This is a genomic window from Acinetobacter sp. YH12249, assembly GCF_013417475.1.
GTDB lineage: Bacteria > Pseudomonadota > Gammaproteobacteria > Pseudomonadales > Moraxellaceae > Acinetobacter.
This window is the reverse complement of record NZ_VPDX01000004.1, coordinates 57611-78740: the sequence shown is the minus strand read 5'-3', so window position 1 is coordinate 78740 and position 21130 is coordinate 57611. Positions and strand designations below refer to the sequence as shown.

The window sequence follows — 21130 nt, the reverse complement described above, 5'->3', positions numbered from 1 at the left end:
ATTTGTATGGTTATGAAACGTTCTGTTCTCAGTCTGATGTATCTGATCCAGGGCATGCGCAAGGCTGGCATAGAGGTCGATCAAAAACTGCAAAATATCGGCTTGCGTATTGATGCGCTTGATCCGACTTCAATTATTCACCCAAGCGTGGAATATGATGTGCTCAAGGTGGTGGGTCAGGATATCCAGCCAGAACAGGGTTTATTGATCGGCCAGCATTATGCTTTGGCAGGTTATGGGCCTTTGCTGATGTTGCTGGTGACCAGTCCAACCGTACGTGATGCGATGCATCAGGTGATTCGTTTTCAGCAATTGACGCATCTTACCGGTCAGTTGGGAGTGGAGCAAAGTGAGTACCGCAGTGCGCTTTGCTATTATCCCAAGAAAACGGAAGATCATCTGGGAATGCTGGTCGCGCAAGCTGAGATTTCAGGTACTTTCAAGTTCATTCGCGATATTTACAAGATGATGGGTTTGTCCAAGCCTGACTTGCAGATTGAACTGCCTTTCGCCGCACCGGAACAACCTGCTACCCAGAAAATCTATCATGATTATTATGGAACACAGGTACAGTTGGGTGCTGCAAGAGCTGCATTCTGGTTTGATGAGGCCATTTTGGATATCCGGATTCCTTCAGCAGATGCGGAGACCTTTGCAGTCTATGAAGCAAAGTGTCTGGCTGAACTGGAACGTCTGGCGGAAGATGCTGATGTCCCGACTGTGGTACAGCGAGTACAGGATTATCTGGAGCTGCAAACCGGTTTGATGCCGAGTATGGCTGAAACGGCTCAGGCTCTGAATATTCCAGAACGTACTTTACGCCATCAATTACAGCAGTTCGATACCAGTTATAAACAGATTCGCGAAGAGATTATTAAAGATAAAGCTTTGCGACTCATTGAATATAAACAGTATTCGATTGAAATGATTGCAGAGTTATTGGGTTATTCCGAACCGGCTGCTTTTAACCATGCCTTTAAGCGTTGGTTTGGGCAAAGTCCTCGGCAATATATAAAATAGCCTAAGTTAGTTAATGCCAAAGTGTTATAGTGTGCGTTCTAAACTCCGCTATAATTAAACAGATCCTGAATAGTACGAAACCTATGTCCGATTTTAATTCACAGCACAGCACCGCTTTTAGTCCGATCTCTCCTGCAGAACGTTATGCACAGGCTTTGTCTTCAGGACAGTTTATGCCTGATGATGCACAGGCCATGGCAGTACATGAGCTAAATCGTACCTGGCTGGAATTAATTCAGCGCTTTAAAGCGTCTAAGAAAGCCTTTCGCCGTTTCCGCCGTCAGACTTCGCCGAAGGGTGTATACATGTGGGGCGGAGTAGGTCGTGGCAAGACCTGGCTCATGGATCAGTTTTATGAGTCGATTCCATTTCGCCGCAAAACCCGTATGCACTTTCACCATTTTATGCAGCATGTGCATCGTGAGTTAAACAAGCTTTCAGGTCAGCGTAATCCGCTGGATCTCGTAGCGGATCAGATTTATAAAGATGCTGTGGTGATCTGCTTTGATGAATTTTTTGTATCTAACGTGACAGATGCCATGATTCTGAGTGATCTGTTCCAGAAGCTGTTTGAACGTGGCATTACGCTAGTAGCGACTTCGAACATTGCACCGGATGGTTTATATAAAAACGGGATTCACCGTGACCGTTTTCTGCCAACCATTGAAATGGTCAAGAAAAACTGTGTCATTCTGAATGTAGATGCTGGTGTGGATTACCGTTTACGTGTCTTAAAGCAGGCGCAATTATTCAAATATCCACTAACGCATGATAATAAAAACTGGTTGGCACATCGCTATACCGCACTGACTCAAACCCAAACCTCTTCTCAAGAACCAATCATCATCAATAACCGCATTGTTGAAACTGTGGCTCATACTGAAGATGTCTTGTGGTGTGAGTTCTCTGAACTATGTCTAAAACCGCGTAGCCCAGCTGACTTCATTGAAATTGCGAATATTTACAATACGGTATTGGTCAGCAATGTGCCGCATTTAACCGATTTCCTGAATGATGCCACACGTCGTTTCATTTATCTGGTCGATGAATTTTATGACCGTGGAGTCAAATTGCTGCTAACTTCGGAAGATAATATCGTTGATCTTTATAAAGGTGAGCGACTGGCTTTTGAAATTGAACGGACTCGTTCACGTTTGCTAGAGATGCAATCAGATGAATATCTGCATTCTGAACATCGCCAGATCGAGAAAATAGCTTCAAGCGAGCCTGAATAAATACAAAAAGCGCCGGTTATGACCGGCGCTTTTTTATGCATTTCATTACATCAAAGATCGACAAGTTCACACAAACATGGCTTAATCTTGATCTAAATATGACCTTGTATAAAAAGAACGGACAACTTTTATTCAAAAATCTGAACTTAAGTCTAATTTCTACATTTCAAAAACTTTATACACTGTCATGAGGGTATTTAGCAGGATGATATTGCATCGTGTGTGACATCATTTAATAAGAATATGAGGGTATTCTTATTAGAAAAATGCTCATTATTTTGCGGTGTGATAGTACTATTCAGCTAGATTTTAATCGGTATACTAGAATCTCTTGTATAAAAAGTAGCAATATCAGGAAAGACAATGACTGCACGTATTCAAAAAGGCAAGTTAGCGATTGCTAAAGAACTTTACGATTTTATCGAAAATGAAGCACTACCAGGTTCTGGTTTGGACAGCGAAACATACTGGAAGAACTTTGAACAAGTCGTTGTTGATCTTAGCCCTAAAAACAAAGCACTTTTGGCTAAGCGTGATGATATTCAAGCTAAAATTGATGAATGGCATCGCAATAACACATTTGAATTACAAGCTTACAAAGCTTTCTTGACTGAAATTGGCTACTTATTACCAGAAGTAGAGGATTTCCAGATCAGCACTGAAAATGTAGACGAAGAGATTGCACTATTGGCTGGCCCACAGCTGGTAGTTCCAGTACGTAATGCACGTTACTGCCTGAACGCAGCGAATGCACGCTGGGGTTCTTTATACGACGCTTTATACGGCTTCGACGTGATCTCTGAAGAAGATGGTGCTGAAAAAGGTAAAGGCTATAACCCGAAACGTGGTGAGAAAGTTATCGCATTCGCGAAAAACTTCTTAAATGAAACATTCCCGCTGGCACAAGGTTCACATGCTGATGCAACCAAATATGCAGTTGAAGGTAATGCACTGGTTGTAACGCTGAAAGACGGCTCTACCACAACTGTTGCGGATAGCTCTAAATTCGTTGGTTACAATGGCGAAGCTTCTGCACCGACTGAAATCGTACTGAAAAATAACGGCCTGCATGCGATCATCCAGATTGATGCAAACAGCCCAATTGGCCAAACAGATGCTGCAGGCGTAAAAGACGTTGTGCTTGAAGCAGCCGTAACAACAATCCAAGACTTGGAGGACTCTGTTGCAGCAGTTGATGCTGAAGAAAAAGTAGAAGGCTACCGTAACTGGTTAGGCTTGATGAAAGGTACGCTTGAAGAGTCTATCGAGAAAAATGGCAAGACCATTACCCGTAAACTCAATGCTGACCGTACTTTCAAAAATGTTGAAGGCGGTGAGACCAAGGTTCATGGTCGTTCATTGATGCTGCTTCGTAACGTTGGTCACTTGATGACAAACCCGGCGATCCTTGTAGATGGCGAAGAAATTTATGAAGGCATTATGGATGCATTGGTCACTCCATTGCTTTCTGTGGCTGATATCCGTGGTGAGAACACGATCAAGAACTCACGTACCGGTTCTATGTACATCGTTAAGCCAAAAATGCACGGTCCGGAAGAAGTTGCATTTGCGGTTGAACTGTTTGAACGTGCTGAACAGGCGCTTGGTTTACCTGCGAAAACACTTAAAATCGGGATTATGGATGAAGAGCGCCGTACATCTGTCAACTTGAAGAACTGTATCGCACAAGCTAAAGATCGTACCATCTTCATTAATACAGGTTTCATGGACCGTACTGGTGATGAAATCCATACCTTCATGGAAGCAGGTCCATTCGTTCGTAAAGGTGAAATCAAAGGTCAAAAATGGTTCCCAGCGTACGAAAACCGTAACGTGATGATTGGTCTACAAACAGGTTTACGTGGTAAAGCACAGATTGGTAAAGGCATGTGGCCAAAACCAGACATGCTTTTAGACATGTACAAAACCAAAACTGAACATCCTGAAGCAGGTGCAAGCTGTGCATGGGTTCCATCGCCAACAGGTGCTGCAATTCACGCGATTCACTACCATCAAATCAATGTCGCAAACCGTCAGCAAGAACTTCTTTCGACTGAAGCATTACCACTTGATGATTTGTTGACACCACCACTTGCAGCAGATACCAATTGGACTGAAGAAGAGAAACTGAAAGAACTTGAAAATAACTGTCAAGGTATCTTGGGTTATGTGGTTCGTTGGGTTGATCTGGGTGTAGGTTGTTCTAAAGTTCCAGACATCAATGATGTGGGCTTGATGGAAGACCGTGCAACTTTACGTATTTCTTCTCAGCATGTTGCAAACTGGTTACGTCATGGAATTGTAACGCGTGAACAGGTTGAAGAAGTAATGCAACGCATGGCGAAAATTGTGGATGAGCAAAATGCGAATGATCCACTGTACAAGCCAATGGCTGCTGACTTTGACAACAGCATTGCATTCCAGGCTGCTTCTGATCTGATCTTCAAAGGTGGTGAACAGCCATCAGGTTATACAGAGCCGCTTCTACACGCAGCGCGTTTAAAACTTAAAGGTTATACAGGTGACTAATCCTGTAACTTAAAAAAAAGCCTCTTCGGAGGCTTTTTTTATTGCTCTAAAATAATCTCTAAGGTTAAAAATGTTCTTTTGGAAGGTAAACTAACTGACTGAACACCTAAAACAGAACAATGTCACAGAAGAAAATTTTAATAATAATTATCTGTTAAACAGTAGCTTTATATCTGCCAATCGCTATTCCTATGAACGTTTACAGTTCCTCATGCTGGGTAGCTGTAGAGCTTTGGATCATGACATTTAAGACTCAGTTTAATTCGCAATTTTTAATTTCTAAGAATCGTATTTTGGCTGATGTACTGGAAGATTTAAACTGCGATAAAAGAGAATCATGCATCAGTAAGTTCCACTTACTTATAAAGCTAAAGATAAAAGCGTAACAATTCGTCGCTGTCACTTCCATCCTGAAATGGCTCTGCTAAAGTAAAAGCAAATCAATAAATTGCAGGGAAGAACAGCATGGCATATCAACATTTGGATCAGCAGTTTATTGCGGGTCAGTGGCAACCCGGCCGTTCCCAGAAAATGATTCAGAATCTGAATCCCTACACCCAAGATACGATCTTTACTTTGCAGTCTGCCAGTACAGCAGATGTGGATGCGGCTTATGCTGCAGCTGATAAAGCCTTTCAGCAGGGTGCTATTAAATCAGTTGAGTTAAGACAGCAAATCCTGCAAAAACTACAACAGGTGATTCAGGCACGCCAGGATGAAATTATTGACTGGTTAATTCTTGAGTCTGGAAGTACCCGTTTTAAAGCGGATCTGGAAGTTGGCGCTGCTTTATCCATTATTCAGGAAAGTCAGAAATTTCCGGAGCAGATCAAGACTGAACAGCTGGAGAGCAAAGATCCCCAACGTAAAAGTCTGGTACTGCGTAAACCCTTGGGTGTGATTGGTGTCATTAGCCCATGGAATTTTCCATTTCATTTATCCATGCGTTCGGTAGCAACAGCGATTGCCTGTGGAAATAGTGTGGTACTCAAGCCAGCAAGTGATACGCCAGTGACAGGTGGAACCTTATTAGGAAAACTTTTTGAAGAAGCTGGCTTACCTGCAGGTGTGCTCAATGTGGTATCAGGTGCAGGCAGTGAAATTGGTGACTATTTTGTCGAACATCCGATACCAAAAATGATCTCATTCACGGGTTCTACTGAAGTCGGACAGAATGTAGGAAGTAAAGCCTTAGCCAGCCCTCGAATTAAACGTCTGGCGCTGGAACTGGGCGGAAATGCGCCACTGGTGATTCTGGATGATGCTGATCTTGAGCTGGCAGTAGAACTGACAATCATGGGACGCTTTATGCATCAGGGGCAAATCTGTATGAGCACCAATCGGGTCATTGTTGATGCATCCATCCATGATGCCTATGTGGAAAAGCTTTTAGAGCGAGTGAAAACTGTTGCTGTGGGTGATCCAAATCTGGAAGAGACCATCATTGGGCCGATCATCAATCAGAGTCAGGTCAAAAAACATCAGCAGATTATTCAGAGTGCAAAAGAGCAGGGTGCAGAGCTGGTATATGAAGGGGGTATAGAAGGTAATCTGGTTTATCCACATATCTTTACTGGGGTAGCACCTGAATCTCCACTGGCTCAGGAAGAAAGTTTTGGACCGATTCTGCCAGTACTGAAAGCTCGTGATGAAGCACATGCCTTAAAGCTGGCCAATGATACCCGTTTTGGCTTATCCAGTGCGGTTTGTACTTCGAATATTGAACGTGGTATCAGTTTTACAGAACAGCTGGATATCGGTATGACTCATATCAATGGTATTAGTGTGGCAGATCAGGCTAATGCTCCGTTTGGGGGAGAGAAAAACTCTGGGCTTGGGCGTTTTAATGGACGCTGGATTTTTGAGGAATTCACCCGTACTCACTGGCTGACTGTACCCAGTGAATAATATTAAATGATAGAAACTTATCCATAATCCATACAGCTTTAAGCTTGGCATCAAGCTATAATCAGAACATCAAGTGATCTGTCTGATTAAGCATGTGTGCCAACTTTAAGCCTTTAACTTCACAGCAAATACATGATCTGGGCTTGCCGGAAATTCCCTTTGAATATCCGGAAGAAGTCTATCCGAATTATGCTACCCCCTTGTTATTTCAATCTGATCAAGGTCTGGAATGGCGCTCGGTTAACTTTGGCTTTATTCCCAAATGGGCAGAGGATAAAACGATTGGGACAAAAACCTACAATGCCAGAAATGAAACTTTGCTGCAAAAACCAACCTTTGTAGAAGCGACAGTCAAATGCAAGTTTGGGGTAATTCCCGTCTCGGAATTTTATGAGTCAAAGTATTTTGATAATAAACCACAACGCTGGGGCGTCAGACGTAAAGATGGAAAGGCGACCTTTATTGCGGCACTGTATGAAATTGCACGGGTGCAGGATGAAATCGTACGTTCAGCCAGTATGATTACGATGGATGCAATAGACCATCCCATGATGAAAGAGTTTCATGAGCCGGGAAATATTAAACGTTCAGTCATTGTGATTCCGCATGAGCGTATACATGAATGGTTGAATCTCACGCAACCGAATATTCGTAGCTTTGTACAGGGATTTCCAGTGGAGGAGTTCGAATGTTCACATGTACCAAAAGAAAGAATCAAAAAAGCCAGTCCACAGCTGAACTTTTTTGATTCCTAAAACCTAGAAAGCAATGGCGGATCGTTAATTATTATAAAAGGTGTTATTGATCTCGCCAGCTAAATTCAAAATTGAAAAAATACTTAACGAGCCAAATTTTTAAAGATATGGCGTAAGCTTTCCATAGTTTTTTCAATTTGTAATGGGGTTAGCCCTTCAAATGACTGTTCCAGTACAACATTGGTCAGGTCATTAATTTTATGTGTCATTTCCATTCCTTTTTCAGTCAGCACGACACGGGTAATACGAGCATCGTCTTCACAGGAATAGGTTTCAACCAGACCTTCATCTTTTAAGCGATAAACGATCTTGGTGGTTGTCGACATTTTAGATACGACCATTTCTGACAGGTCAGAAACGCTGGCATGTGGTTTGGCTTTAAGAGCAAGCAAGATACGGCGACGTGAATTATCGACACCATACTTTTTTAGTGCATGATCTACATTTAGGACATATTGGGCATGGACTTGAGTCACCCAGTAGTATGGAAAGTTTTCTAAATTAAAGTCTTCTGCACAAGGTAAAAATTTTGCATATTTTTTAGTCATGAAATGTTCCTTTTATTTATTTTTCTAGGGCACTGACATTTTATGTAAAAGTTTATACATGTTTCAACCTTTATTTTTAAAATGTTAACGAGATTGCATTTGTTAGATCTTCTTAACATCAAAAAATCAGGCGATTTACATGTTGTAGCTCAATCGGGGCAAATTGTAACTGTCTTTATCCAGATGAATGGCATTGATATGACATGCAAATCTTAAGGCTCCAGATTAGGTTTAGAGTCTAAATAAGAGCTGGATTGGCAAACCATATGGATAAATGGCCGACCTGCGCATATCTTACTTTTGGTGAGTATGCGGAAATACAATTCAAAATCGATGCTGTTTAAATGAATGCTCTGATACATTTTTAATCTGTAGCACGATGCAGATGCGGATTTCTCAAATCTGACCGAAAGCTAGAGCGAGTACATTTAAATTGGTCACTCATCGAATAAAACCGTTTTGGATGAGAAACTTATGCATCTTTTTGATCTCACGACTAACTATTCATAACGTGTATGAACCATTTTAATAAAAAAATCCATATTTAAAATATGTCTTTAGATAAGTGGATTTAATGGACCTAGCAGGATAGTGGATCATTCAATATTTTATGATGTATGAATAGATACGAATATTAAGAGAAACAGTAATTTATATCTCAGGCTTCTATCTCATAGATTTAAAGTGCTTAAAGTCAAAAAGAAGCTTAAATTTTCTTTAATTTGTAATGAGTTATGTAGAACATGACAGATTTCGGCCAATGATTTGAAAATTAAAAGATTTTAGAATAAGGAGAGGCAAAGCGGTGCAACAGTTTTTCATAAATTTTATTGTTCAAAAATCATAAGTTTATGCATAATGGATACATCTTAAGTCGAAAAGGTTAAATTAAATGGATCCCTCGCCGTGCGTTGATCTTCCATATTCGTTGCTTACATACTCAAACGGGATGGTGTTCTAATGGAATTTTTATTAGATCCCGGAATTTGGGTTGGTTTAATTACTCTTATTATTCTCGAAATCGTTTTAGGTATTGATAACCTAGTCTTTATTGCCATTCTGGCTGAGAAACTTCCCCCTGAACAGCGTGATAAGGCCCGTGTGATTGGTCTATCCTTGGCCTTGCTAATGCGTTTAGGTCTGCTGTTTGCGATCTCTTGGTTAGTCACCTTGACTCAACCGCTTATTCAATTATTTAACTGGACTTTCTCTGGACGGGATTTGATTCTGCTCTTTGGTGGTTTATTCCTGCTTTATAAAGCTGTCACCGAACTTCATGAAAAAATTGAAGGCAAGCCTGAAATACAGGTCACGACCAAGGTGGCATATGCGGGCTTTACGGCAGTTGTGGCTCAGATTGTCATTTTGGATGCCGTATTTTCACTGGACTCGGTGATTACCGCTGTAGGTATGGTCGATAATATCTATGTCATGATGGCGGCGATGATTATCGCGATGGCCGTGATGTTATTGGCGTCTAAACCATTGACTAACTTTGTGAATCGTCATCCTACGGTCGTGATTCTGTGTTTGAGCTTCCTGTTACTGATCGGGATCAGCCTAATGGCAGAAGGTTTTGGTTTCCATATTCCGAAAGGCTACATCTATTCTGGTATTGGCGTTGCAATTGCAGTTGAAGCCTTTAACCAGTTTAGTCAGCGCAATGCTGCGAAACATGAAGCCAAGATTCCGTTGCGTCATCGCACTGCTAACAGTATTCTCCAACTGATGGGCGCTAAGCTTGAAACCACCAGTACTACTCAGCATGAAGCACAGGAAACCTTTGCGGATGAAGAACGCTATATGATTGGCGGGGTATTGACCTTGGCAGAGCGTTCTGTAGCATCGATCATGACCCCACGAAGTCAGATTTCCTGGGTCGATCTGGAGGATAGTCCGGAACAAATCCGTGAAAAAATCCTGTCTGTACCCCACAGCCTGTTTCCGGTTTGTCGGGGCAGTCTGGATAAGGTGATTACCATCGTTCGTGCCAAAGAGCTGTTAGATGTACTGGATGAACCGGAAGAGTTAAAAGCTTTGATCAAGCGTCATCGCCCTATCTATATCTTTGAAAGAATGAAGGTGATTGACGCGATTAATACCTTACGTACCTCAAAAGGCTCTCTGGTGCTGGTGAGCGATGAATTTGGTCATGTACAAGGTCTGATTTCACCGCTAGATGTGTTTGAGGCAATTGCCGGTGAATTCCCGGATGCCGATGAGCAGCTGGATCTGGTCAAAGTTGATGATACACACTGGATTGCATCTGGTATGCTGGATTTGTACCAGTTAGAACTTGAGCTCGGTATGCTGGATCTGATTGATGAAGATGCAGGCTATATCAGTGTTGCCGGTCTGATTCTGGATAAAACCAATAGTGTGGTCGAGGTAGGCACTGAACTGAACTACCAAGGTATTCAATTCAAGGTAATGGAAATCGAAAATAACCGGATTAAGTCGGTGAGTATCCATTATCAGGGTTAATCGCCTGTCTTGATTATTTTTTTGAGTCAGTTGCTTAAGGGCAACTGACTTTTTTATTGAATATTATTTATGACTTAGATATTAATGCTCACCTAAGCTTATTCTTCAGGCTAAATGGAGTATTGAATATTTCGGAAGCCAAGAATGCGTAATAGGTTTTACAGGTTTAGAAGTAATAAATCTTACTGAAGTATCAAAATCCAGACATGCTTTATTTAGAATTATTAAACAAATTTAAATAAAGTTTAAAAATAAGTGTGAATTTGACTAAGTGGTAAAATATATATTTCACGTAATTTTGAAAGATATTAGTCAAATTCGAGATACAAAAGCTCATCCAAAGCTTACACAATACTCAGCTTGAGCGCTTGAAAAATTATTTTTGCCAGATTAGGGCTGAATTTAATTATCTAAAAATAAGTTGAATAGTGTAATAGGGTGTTCTATGTGTTCATTATAAAACACCCGACTGATGCTTAATCCGCCAAAATCCGAAAGTCTGCATATTGACGGATCGTTTCTATATTCAATTGATGGATCTCATCGGTAAATGCAGCATTAAACTGGCCTAAGGTCGGTGCTTTGGCAAAAGCCAATTGACCGGCGATTGCAAAATGAACATGAGCAGAGAGCGCTGCGATCGCAGGAGAACTTACTGCACTATACGCTGCAATCAGGGCCCCTAGGGCACATCCAGTTGCTGTGACGCGCGGCTGTAAATATGAACCGCCTAAAACCTGAATCACCGGATAATCTCTGGAAATGATGTAATCAGACTCACCTGAAATAGCAATACATTCACATTGTTCCAGTAAGGACTGCGCCTGTAGATAAACTTCCGAGCTATCGACAGTGCTATTGACGCCTTTGGACTCAATATTTTTCCCTGCCAAGGCACCAATTTCTGAAGCATTTCCCCGTAAAATTGTGGGTTGATAGGTCATGAGCTGATCCACAACACCTGAACGCCAATGCAGTACATTTCCATAACCAACAGGATCTAGTACCCATGACTTTTGAATGCTGTGTGCTGTTTTAGCAGCAATCTGCATTGCCTCAACCTGTTCAGTAGTCGGCGTTCCCAAATTTAAACTGAGTGCCCCGGCAATTTTGACAAAACCCTCTGCTTCAAAAGGATTATCAATCATGGCGGGCGAAGCATTCGCAGCCAGCAAGATATTGGCCACATAGTTGCTGGCCACCGCATTAGTCATCACATGCACCAAGGGTTGCTGCTCTTGAAGCAATGACCAGGCTTCACAGATCTGATCGAGAAAAGTATTTTGTAATTGTTGCACGGAAGTATTCATCATCCTGATCTTTCAAATATGAATAGGGCTGCTAAATGCTTAGCGGGTAAAATAATGGTCTTGATGTTTGCAGTTACGGCATAACAGGCTGACATAATCGCTGGCATCATATTCAACAGTAAGCTCTTGTGAGCCGCAATGCATACAGCGTTTTTGTGAATAAAATTTCAGGCGTGGTTCAATCTTTTGCCATGAACGCCAGACCGGTTGGAAGAAAATATTTTCATCATAACCCAGGAAACGGAAAAACAGGATGCTGCTCATTTTGCTCAAAGGCAATTGCGGTGGGCGAGGCAGGATAGAGGTTTCCCATTTTTCATTCACTGAACGTTCCCGATATTGCTGTAGGGTCTTTTTCAGTAAATTGGTATTAATGAAATTTTCATTTCGTGGTTTTAAAGCTTTCTGCTGATACAGATATTCGAGGGCCGATTGCACCAGATAATAAATCTGTCCCACAGCCAAAACATCGAGCAGGCGATAGCAGAAAGCCTGAAAACTTTGATTGCCCGCAATCTGGATACCCCAGCTACGGCAATAGAACTGAGCGAATTGAATGACTTCCTGATACAGCAGACAATACAGTGCATCTTTGACTTCATCCGCACTTTTAAAAGGTACGCCTTTGCTCAGATTTTCATAGAACCAGTAACGCAATTGCTGGGTAATACTAAACAGGCTTGGCTCAGAATAGCCATCCAGACGTACATTAATATAGTACTGCTGATTCTCTTGTTGAATATCTCTAGGAACTAGAATCTGGTCTTTCAGCAGATTTTTGACCAGACCATGTTGATACAGGTAATTCGGGCTGATGGAATAATATTTAATGGCATGCCAGTCAATATATTCCTGATGCTGGCTATGTTCCTGAACCTGTTCATCCAGAATCGAGAGCAGAAACAGTTTATTAATAAAGCTGAGCTGATTGAGCTCATATTCATGCCGATCCTGTTTTTTATGAAATTTCCGGTTTTCCTGTAAACGGACTTCTTTCAGCATACGTTTACGCTGAGCCAGACACTGATCGCAATAACAGTTATGTTTCTGGTCGGTATAGAGCTGATGCTGGCAGTGGCTGCATTCATGATAAGTAATGTCCTGATCATACTGTTCTGCCTCGATCCAGTACATGGAGGCCTTACATAGTGGGCACTGCGTACTTTCATCAAGCTGTTTTTGCAGAACGTTGAATACCATGATTGCGCACAACTCCAGAATAAAGAGAAACTGCGATTATACACAGCTCATCAAAGTCACGCGTCATTTGACAATATTTTTAATAAAGCAGATTTCAGAAGAAGAGAGCCTTTAAACGAACAGAGCTACCGAAGTAGCCCTGTATTCAAGAAAACTGGATCATCGTTTTTAAACGGGGCAGGGTAATGTTTCGTCTTCCTCTCCTTGATGTTTCGCTTGAATCAACGCCTGCACTTTTTTGGATGGAACCTTTTTGGCACCGAGTGCATCATAAGTATTCAGAATCGCACTGACCTCATGCGCCTGTAGCTGAACGCCTTCAGAACTCATGAACAGGGCAATAACTTTATGATCAATATTGGCCTGATCCAGAACCTGAAGTGTTTTAAGATTTTCAATCCGTACCACATGCTGTTTTAAATACATAGCTCACCTCAATTTCTTTGTTGTCGTTATTCTTGGAGTCTTTGCGCTTGGAGAAAACACACTTAAACTGTAGCAAAAACTATGCTCATTTTTTAATCAATATTTCGGAATTGCTATTAATCATAAATTATATATTTTTAAATCAAGCACATAAGAAAATGTAAAAAAATATGATATTAGCCGAAAACTTGGCATATATCTTTCTTTGAATCCTGCCATTGCTGTTGGGTGATGCAAAATGCATTCAAACTGGTGCATGTCATTTGTGCATTTAAAATGAAATTTGGAACGCAGATTAACCAGAACTTAATCTTTTAGAAGTCAGGTTTTGCAGCGCCCAGCATCTAAATTAGATATAAGGTTGTCCTGAACCCAGGCAGTAATTTTTCATATTGGAATAATACTTTGCATGTGCAGGAATCATGCATAGAGGAATCATACAGTGCAGATGAAAGCTTTTTTTATTTTATCTTTAAGTTGTTTTAGAGATGGGGATTTTAGATATCGGGCAAATATAAGGCGATTATCGTATATTTTGATGTAGCTCAATTGAAAAGATCAGTAATTATTCCCATATACAATACAAATGAAACGCACAGACAGGTTCAAGATCAAGGCGTATGATCAATGCATTGACAATCTTTTGCCTTAGAAGCTGTGCAATAAAGGATCAGGACATTATATGAATATCGCGGCGAATCCGGTGATCGAAGCAGATCAAACCATTTATTTAAAAGACTATCAAAAACCTTCTTTTGTTGTAGATTCAATCGACCTGAATATTCAAGTCTATGACGATCATACGCTGGTCAGCAGCAAACTGGAGATGCAGCGCCAAACAGCAGGTGATCTGGTATTGCTTGGTCGTGACCTGGAACTGCAATCGATCCAGTTAAATGGTCAGCCACTAAATGCATCAGATTATATTTTGGATGCTGAGCAACTGGTGATTAGCAATGCTCCAGATCAGGCGACTATTGAAACAGTGGTCAAGATTCATCCAGAAAGCAATACCATGCTGGAAGGTCTGTATCAGGCCAGTTCAGATTTATTCGTAACTCAGAACGAACCGGAAGGTTTCCGTAAAATTACGTTCTATCCAGACCGCCCAGATGTATTGTCTGTATTTACCACTCGTGTCGAAGCTGACAAAAAGTATCCGGTTCTACTGGCTAACGGTAACCTGATCGAAACCGGCGAAGTGGATGAAAACCGTCACTATGCACTTTGGCAAGATCCAACCAAAAAGCCGAGCTATTTATTTGCCTGCGTAATCGGTGATCTGGCAGTGATGAAAGACCGCTATACCACATCAGAGGGTCGTGATGTGGCACTAGAAATCTATGCTGAAGAAAAAGACATTCCAAAATGCAAAATCGCGATGGAAGCGTTGAAACATTCCATGCGTTGGGATGAAGAGCATTATGGTCTGCCATACGACCTTGATAATTATATGATCGTAGCAACCAGCGCATTTAACATGGGTGCGATGGAAAACAAAGGTCTGAATATCTTCAATACCTCATGTGTATTGGCTGATGAAGAATATACAACTGATGCTGCCATCATGCGTGTGCAATCAGTGATTGCCCATGAATATTTCCATAACTGGACGGGTAACCGGATTACTTGCCGTGACTGGTTCCAGCTGTGTCTGAAAGAAGGTTTGACCGTATTCCGTGATCAGTCTTTTTCTGAAGATCTACAATCTGCTGCCGTACAACGTATTGATGATGTTGCAGTCCTGAAAGCGCATCAGTTCCCGGAAGATTCTGGCCCTTTATCGCATCCACCGCGTCCGGATCATTTTGTAGAAATTAATAACTTCTATACGGCGACCGTGTATGAAAAAGGTGCAGAAATTAACCGTATGATGGCGACTTTGCTCGGTAAAGAAAAATTCCGTCAAGGTACAGATGAGTATTTCCGCCGTCATGATGGTCAGGCCGTAACGGTTGAAGACTGGGTGGCTGCCTTGACTGCCGGTTCAGGGGTAGATTTATCGAACTTCCTGACTTGGTATAACCAGCCAGGTACACCGAAACTGGTCGCAAAAGGTGAGTATGATGCAGATGCACAAACTTATCGTCTTAGCTTTAAGCAAAGCCTGAAAGCTCATCCGAAATATCCGAATCTGAAAGCTGTTCCGATTCCAGTGGCTTTGGCCTTGTTTGATGCGGCTACAGGCGAGCAGCTGAGCCTGAACTCTGATGCCTTATTTGAAAATGGCGTCAAAGATGGGGTATATCTGTTTGATCAAGATGAAGCGACCATCGAGTTTAGCGGTATAACCAGCAAGCCGATTGTTTCTTTACTGCGTAACTTCTCTGCACCCGTTGATCTTCATTTCGATTACTCTGAACAAGAACTGGCGTTCCTGTTGCAATATGAAACCAATGGTTTTAACCAGTGGCAAGCGACCCAGACTTTATTAGAACGCATTCTGCTGGATGATCAACCTTCTGAAATCTATATCGAGGCAATGCTGAATACCTTACCTGATCTGATTCAAAAAGATCCGCTATTGGCTTCACGCTTATTTGATGTACCGGCAGAAGGTTACCTGGGTAGCCGGATTGATACAGACTACAATCCGGCCATGATCCAAGAAAAACGTGATGCCTTGCTGCATAAATTGGCACGTGCTTTTGGAGCAACAGCTAAAGAAATCTATCTGGGTCTGGATCCTGAATTGCAGTCAGATTTCTCTCAGGCGATGGGTGTTCGTGCACTGAAAAATATCATGCTAATGCTGATTGCACGTCAAGGTGATGAAAGTGCATTTGAACTGGCAGAGCAGCAATACCAAAACACAGGCAATATGTCTGAACGTTTGGGGGCCTTGCGTGTATTGGTATGGAATGATGCACCTCAAGCTAAAGCATTCCTGGATGATTTCTATAACCGCTTTAAAGATGAAGCACTGGCACTGGATCAATGGTTCATGCTGCAAGCAGCTCATCCAAAAGCGACTGCAGAAACAATTAAAGCACTCACTGAGCATGCGGATTATGACTTGAAAGTGCCAAACCGTATCCGTGCGGTGAGTGGCGGTTTGAATGCCAATCCGGTCAATACCTGGAGCTTTGGTGTGCAGCATTATATCGAGCTGGCGAAATATCTGGATCAGAAAAACCCGATTGTCGGTTCACGTCTACTTCAGGTGCTTTCACGCTGGTATACCCTGATTGAACCACAACGCAGTGAAGTCAAAGCACAACTTGAAGCTTTAAAACCACAGGTGAAATCGAAAAATGTCTCAGAGACATTGAACAGCATGTTAAGCGTATAAGATCGTTATGTAAAAAGCCGGATCAACTGATCCGGCTTTTTATTATTGACTTATTTTAAATGGTGAATTTAATCGCATTTAAAATACTATAATGTGAAATCAGTCACATAAAAGGTTTACAGTAAGAGGCTAGACAGGAAAGTAAAACTATACTTTTCTATTAAACATGAAGAAATCTTCAAATTGATATACTAGAGGTCTTATTCAAGATGTTAGTGAAAATCGAAGATGGTTTTTATTTAAATACTCGGCATATTATTGCGGTTCATGTCAGCAGAAATGCTGCGACTGGTCTGTTTGAAATCTCCCTTCAATATACACCGCATTCTATTCAGCAAGCTGGAGAATACAAAAAAGTATTTAATAGCCAGCTGGATGCTGAACTCTTCCTGAACGAACTGAATCAAAAAGTTCGCTAAAAAAAGCCTGCATCGCAGGCTTTTTTGTTGTCTGGGTTACGTTAAGGTCTCACAATCAATACCGGAATCTCGGACTGGGAAAGGACATTCTGTGCCACGCTGCCCAGCATCAGTTTTTGCAGACCTTTACGGCCATGTGATCCCATGATAATCAGATCGGTCGGAACTTCCTGCGCTGCCTGAAGAATTCCTTCAGAAGGTGCCATACCATGAATGATCTTGGTCGTGACCTGGGTACCATCATGCACAAAATTTGCCTTGATCTCATTTAAAAGATCCAGTGCATGTTGTTCTGCCTGCATGAAATAGTCAGTGACTGCGGGAGCAACCTTATAAAAGTCCACGCCTTTAAATGGGTCTACAGCAATAATACTGACCAATGTCACCTTACTATTAAAAGCTTTGGCCAGCTCACGGGCATGTTCAGCTGCAGCATAGGACATCGAGGATTCATCGAGTGCGACAAGAATATGTTCATAGTTTTGCATGGTGCTTCCTCATTTTTAGAATATGCAGTGAAATGATCATTTAGAAAATGGAGGTTTACTGTAGAAGGGTTCAGACAGAAACACTGCCTGAAAAAATTGCGCACCTTGAAGATGCGCAAATCAGATTATTTTTTAACGATTAACACCGGAATTTGACTGGCGCCAAGAACATCCTGTGCAAAGCTGCCCAGAATCATTTTCTGGAAGCCTTTACGGCCGTGTGAACCCATGACGATTAGATCAGCCTGGGTTTCCTCTGCAGTCTCAGCAATATGTTCGGCATTCACCAGGCCAGTCACAATGCGGGAATCTGCTTCTATACCTTCACTGCCTGCAATTGCAGTGGCTTCTTTTAGGGCATTTTTTGCATTGGCATGAGCCTGAGCAAAATACTCTTTCATAATCGTTGAACTGTAGTAGAAGTCAGCTTCAGTAAAAGGGTCTTCTGCAATCAGGCTAATCAGGGAAAGTTTACTGCCAAATGCCTTGGCAATTTTGGCTGCATGTCGAACTGCAGAAAAGGAAATATCTGAACCGTCTACTGGGACTAAAATATGTTGGTAAGCCATGATTTTTCTCCGTATGTTGTGTGTTTTTTACGCTCTGATTTATTGATAGCACAATGTACCCATGGGTGCAATTGCAAAAAGCTGAAAAATGGCAAAAAATCTTTAAATTACAGGTATTTTCACATAAATGCAGAGATTTGATGAAAGAAAAAACAGAGCAAAAAACTAGGGATTCAGGTTTTATTGATCAAAAATAACAGGATAAATGACGCTGTTTTTCTGGGGATGGTTTAAACTGCCTGAGCTTATTTTTGGGCTGATCGAGGGGGAAGGTTTTGAGGTTTTTTGCTATTCATTTATTGTTGTTCTGTTCAATTATTCTGGCAGGCTGTCAAAATACTGTACAGAACAGCCGGGTCATTGCCAGTGCTTTTAATTTGACCACAGGGATGCAGCAAAAGGTGATGGATCGCTATGCACCAGGTTCGGTCATCGTGCATCAGAATATTGTCTATGAACCGCAGCAAAAACTATCTCTGGATCTGTATCAACCACAAAATATCGAAAGTATTGGCCCTCAACCAACTATTGTGTGGATTCATGGTGGTGGCTGGATTTCTGGTTCAAAAGAACATGCCCGAGGTTATTTTAAACTTCTGGCTGCGCAAGGTTATAACGTGGTATCGGTCCAATATCAGTTTGCACCTCAAGCCATTTATCCAAGCCAGTTACATCAGATTGATCAGGCCTTGGAGTTCATTACTCAACATGCAGCCGAATACCAGATTGATGCCGAAAATTTATATCTGGCCGGAGATTCTGCCGGAGCGAATATGGCCAGCCATTATGCTGCGCTTCTAACAAATCCAGACTTCGCCAAACAATCTAATTTTCAGCCTTATCTGCAACCATCCCAGCTTAAAGGTCTGATTCTGCACTGCGGTATTTATGACCTGGAGTCATTTGCCAGTACCGCACCTGATGAAATGAAGATCGTAGAGTGGGGAGTATATAGCCTGATTCAGGCCTATACAGGGGATCGTAAAAATGATACCGAGTTTCTAAAACGTATTTCTCCAATCCAGTATATTACGCCATCTTATCCGCCAGTATTCATTAGCGGGGGCAACAAGGATTTTCTGACCGACACCCAATCCTTGCCTTTTATCAAAGCTTTAAAAGCGCAGCAGGTTCCAGTAACAGAAGTTTTTTATCCCGAATCTAAAGCTTGGCTGATTCATGAATATCAGTTCTTTATGGGCAAGAAAGAAAGTCAGCAGACTTTTATCAAGACGCTGGATTTTTTGCATCAGCTTTCGCCCCTCAACATAAACTTATAAAAAATTTATTTCTTAAGACCATAACTAAGTTTTGGTCTAGGAAAGATAAATTTGGAGAGTGAAAAAATGAATCCTGCAACTTGGGCACATCTCTTATTGGGTTTGGCTATAATTGCTGAAGTCACTGGATCTACATTTCTAGTGAAATCTGAAGGCTTTACCCGTTTGTGGCCTTCTTTAGCGGTGGTTGTTTTATTCTGTATCGCGTTTTATTTGCTGTCTCAGGTGATTAAGGTGATTCCTTTAGGCATTGCTTATGCGATCTGGGCCGGTGTCGGGATCATTCTCACGGCCATTGTCGGTTATATTGTATTTAAGCAGGCGCTGGATCTTCCTGCTTTTATTGGTATTGCCCTGATTATTTCCGGTGTAGTGGTCATTAATCTGTTTTCTCAAACGGCAGGACATTAAAAGAGATAGATATAAGTCTAAGCCAGCTGAGGTTTAAGCCTAAATAGTAAATAAACCATCAAACCAAGCAGTAGGCCCCAGAAAGCTGAACCTATTCCAAAAAACTGGATATTGGATGCACTGAACAGAAAGGTCATCAGTGCGGCTTCCCGGTCATGACTGTCCTGAAAAGCCAGTGCGATGTTATGGCCAATGGTGCCAAACAGGGCAATGCCAGCCAGAACCGTAATCAGAATACCTGGAAAAGCCATCAATAAGCTGGTCAGGGTCGCAGCGAAGAAACCCATCAGGATATAAAACAGACCACAGCTCATACCTGCGATATAACGCTTAGCCGGATCAGGATGTGCCTGTGCATCCAGACTGACTGCTGCGCTAATCGCGGCAAGATTAACACTGAAACAGCCAAAGGGAGCGAGTAGTGCCTGAGTGAGGCCCGTCCAGCCTAAAATTGGATTCACCTTGGGTGGATAGCCATAACTTTTAATTACAGCCAGGCCTGGTAAATATTGCGATGCCAGATTAATCACCATCAGCGGAAGAGCCAGTCCTAAAATAGCTTGCAGGCTAAATTCTGGTGTGGTCCATACAGGCTGAGCGATGCTCCAGTCCAAATGTGGAAGCGTAAAATCGATAAAGAACGGACAGAGTGCAATTGCAAGCAGCACAGTAATGACAATGCTATAACGGGTACTCAGTTTTTTGGAAATGAGATAAATGGCCAGTACGGTAAGCACAAAGCTCCAGGATTGTTGCAGGCTGCCAAATACTGAAATACCAAATTTCAGCAAGACACCAGCCAGCATGGCACTGGTCAAGCTTTGCGGAATAAACTGAAAAATCCGGTCAAATATTCCGAAAAATCCCAGACAGGCAATCAGGATGCCGCAAATCAGAAAAGCGCCAATCGCTTCGGCCAGACTGTAATGGCCTGCGGAGGCAATAATTAACGCCAGACCGGCTGTCGACCATGCGGTGGAAATCGGATAGCGATATTTCCAGGAAAGCAGCAAGCCGGAAACCCCAATACCTATACCGAGTGCCCATAACCAGGAACTGATTTGCGCTGCATTTGCACCCAGGCTTTGGGCTGCTTCAATGACCAGTACGGCGGATACGCTGATCCCAATCATGCAGGTAATAAAACCCGCCATGATGGCAGGAAAGGAGAGATCTTGTAAAAGTTTAGGCATCATCCATGACACTATTTTTAAATGCGTTTAAATCATACGCTTTTCATATATCAACACAATGTT

At 41.9% G+C, this 21130-nt stretch carries 18 protein-coding genes; 11 read left to right on the top strand and 7 right to left on the bottom strand.

Features of this window, described 5'->3' with window-relative positions:
* Positions 1-12 precede the first annotated feature (12 nt).
* The 5 genes from FTV25_RS03575 to FTV25_RS03555 all read left to right on the top strand — a co-directional run bounded on the left by FTV25_RS03575 (position 13) and on the right by FTV25_RS03555 (position 7447).
* Positions 13-1020, top strand: a complete 1008-nt coding sequence (locus FTV25_RS03575; protein ID WP_180002207.1) for an AraC family transcriptional regulator — start codon at positions 13-15, stop codon at positions 1018-1020.
* Positions 1021-1103: 83 nt separating this feature from the next.
* On the top strand, positions 1104-2255 hold the full coding sequence (gene zapE / locus FTV25_RS03570; RefSeq protein WP_166135048.1) for a cell division protein ZapE: 1152 nt from the start codon (positions 1104-1106) through the stop codon (positions 2253-2255).
* 363 nt (positions 2256-2618) lie between these two features.
* A complete protein-coding gene (locus FTV25_RS03565; protein WP_180002208.1) occupies positions 2619-4784 on the top strand; it encodes a malate synthase G in 2166 nt (721 codons plus the stop codon).
* Positions 4785-5249: 465 nt separating this feature from the next.
* The gene (locus tag FTV25_RS03560; RefSeq protein WP_180002209.1) at positions 5250-6692 is read left to right on the top strand and encodes an aldehyde dehydrogenase family protein; all 1443 of its coding nucleotides are present in this window, start codon (positions 5250-5252) and stop codon (positions 6690-6692) included.
* A gap of 92 nt (positions 6693-6784) precedes the next feature.
* Positions 6785-7447 (top strand): SOS response-associated peptidase family protein, encoded by a 663-nt coding sequence (locus tag FTV25_RS03555; protein WP_180002210.1) that lies wholly within the window; start codon positions 6785-6787, stop codon positions 7445-7447.
* A gap of 83 nt (positions 7448-7530) precedes the next feature.
* Here the strand turns inward: FTV25_RS03555 and FTV25_RS03550 are convergent, their stop codons facing one another.
* Complete coding sequence (locus FTV25_RS03550; RefSeq protein ID WP_179992445.1) at positions 7531-7995, bottom strand: MarR family winged helix-turn-helix transcriptional regulator; 465 nt, start codon at positions 7993-7995, stop codon at positions 7531-7533.
* Positions 7996-8955: 960 nt separating this feature from the next.
* On the opposite strand from FTV25_RS03550, the gene FTV25_RS03545 reads away from it, so the two are divergent.
* Entirely contained in the window at positions 8956-10479 is a 1524-nt protein-coding gene (locus FTV25_RS03545) for a TerC family protein (protein WP_004783960.1), read from the top strand.
* A gap of 476 nt (positions 10480-10955) precedes the next feature.
* On the opposite strand, the gene thiM is transcribed toward FTV25_RS03545, so the two are convergent.
* The 3 genes from thiM to FTV25_RS03530 all read right to left on the bottom strand — a co-directional run bounded on the left by thiM (position 10956) and on the right by FTV25_RS03530 (position 13415).
* Positions 10956-11789 (bottom strand): hydroxyethylthiazole kinase, encoded by an 834-nt coding sequence (gene thiM, locus FTV25_RS03540; RefSeq protein WP_125279013.1) that lies wholly within the window; start codon positions 11787-11789, stop codon positions 10956-10958.
* A gap of 39 nt (positions 11790-11828) precedes the next feature.
* Complete coding sequence (locus FTV25_RS03535; RefSeq protein WP_179992448.1) at positions 11829-12989, bottom strand: hypothetical protein; 1161 nt, start codon at positions 12987-12989, stop codon at positions 11829-11831.
* A gap of 168 nt (positions 12990-13157) precedes the next feature.
* Positions 13158-13415 carry a hypothetical protein gene (locus FTV25_RS03530; protein ID WP_004783954.1) on the bottom strand — a complete coding sequence of 86 codons (258 nt, stop codon included), beginning with the start codon at positions 13413-13415 and terminating at the stop codon, positions 13158-13160.
* A 682-nt stretch (positions 13416-14097) separates the two neighbouring features.
* Here FTV25_RS03530 and pepN point away from each other — a divergent pair.
* Both pepN and FTV25_RS03520 read left to right on the top strand, forming a co-directional pair.
* Positions 14098-16707, top strand: a complete 2610-nt coding sequence (gene pepN, locus FTV25_RS03525; protein ID WP_180002211.1) for an aminopeptidase N — start codon at positions 14098-14100, stop codon at positions 16705-16707.
* 209 nt (positions 16708-16916) lie between these two features.
* Positions 16917-17126, top strand: coding sequence for a hypothetical protein (locus tag FTV25_RS03520; RefSeq protein WP_004783945.1), 210 nt, complete (start codon positions 16917-16919; stop codon positions 17124-17126).
* 41 nt (positions 17127-17167) lie between these two features.
* Here FTV25_RS03520 and FTV25_RS03515 read toward each other — a convergent pair whose 3' ends face one another.
* Together FTV25_RS03515 and FTV25_RS03510 are read right to left on the bottom strand one after the other, a co-directional pair.
* Positions 17168-17614: a universal stress protein gene (locus FTV25_RS03515; RefSeq protein ID WP_104425970.1), complete on the bottom strand. Its 447-nt coding sequence runs from the start codon at positions 17612-17614 to the stop codon at positions 17168-17170.
* A gap of 125 nt (positions 17615-17739) precedes the next feature.
* On the bottom strand, positions 17740-18183 hold the full coding sequence (locus tag FTV25_RS03510; protein ID WP_125279008.1) for a universal stress protein: 444 nt from the start codon (positions 18181-18183) through the stop codon (positions 17740-17742).
* A gap of 53 nt (positions 18184-18236) precedes the next feature.
* Here FTV25_RS03510 and FTV25_RS03505 point away from each other — a divergent pair, with 53 nt between their 5' ends.
* From FTV25_RS03505 to FTV25_RS03495, 3 genes are all read left to right on the top strand, one after another.
* The gene (locus FTV25_RS03505; protein ID WP_166135019.1) at positions 18237-18380 is read left to right on the top strand and encodes a hypothetical protein; all 144 of its coding nucleotides are present in this window, start codon (positions 18237-18239) and stop codon (positions 18378-18380) included.
* Between the two features lie 78 nt (positions 18381-18458).
* Complete coding sequence (locus tag FTV25_RS03500; protein WP_166135016.1) at positions 18459-19463, top strand: alpha/beta hydrolase; 1005 nt, start codon at positions 18459-18461, stop codon at positions 19461-19463.
* Positions 19464-19529: 66 nt separating this feature from the next.
* Complete coding sequence (locus tag FTV25_RS03495; protein WP_180002212.1) at positions 19530-19874, top strand: SMR family transporter; 345 nt, start codon at positions 19530-19532, stop codon at positions 19872-19874.
* A 17-nt stretch (positions 19875-19891) separates the two neighbouring features.
* Here the strand turns inward: FTV25_RS03495 and FTV25_RS03490 are convergent, their stop codons facing one another.
* Positions 19892-21067, bottom strand: coding sequence for a benzoate/H(+) symporter BenE family transporter (locus tag FTV25_RS03490; protein ID WP_180002247.1), 1176 nt, complete (start codon positions 21065-21067; stop codon positions 19892-19894).
* Positions 21068-21130: the final 63 nt, after the last annotated feature.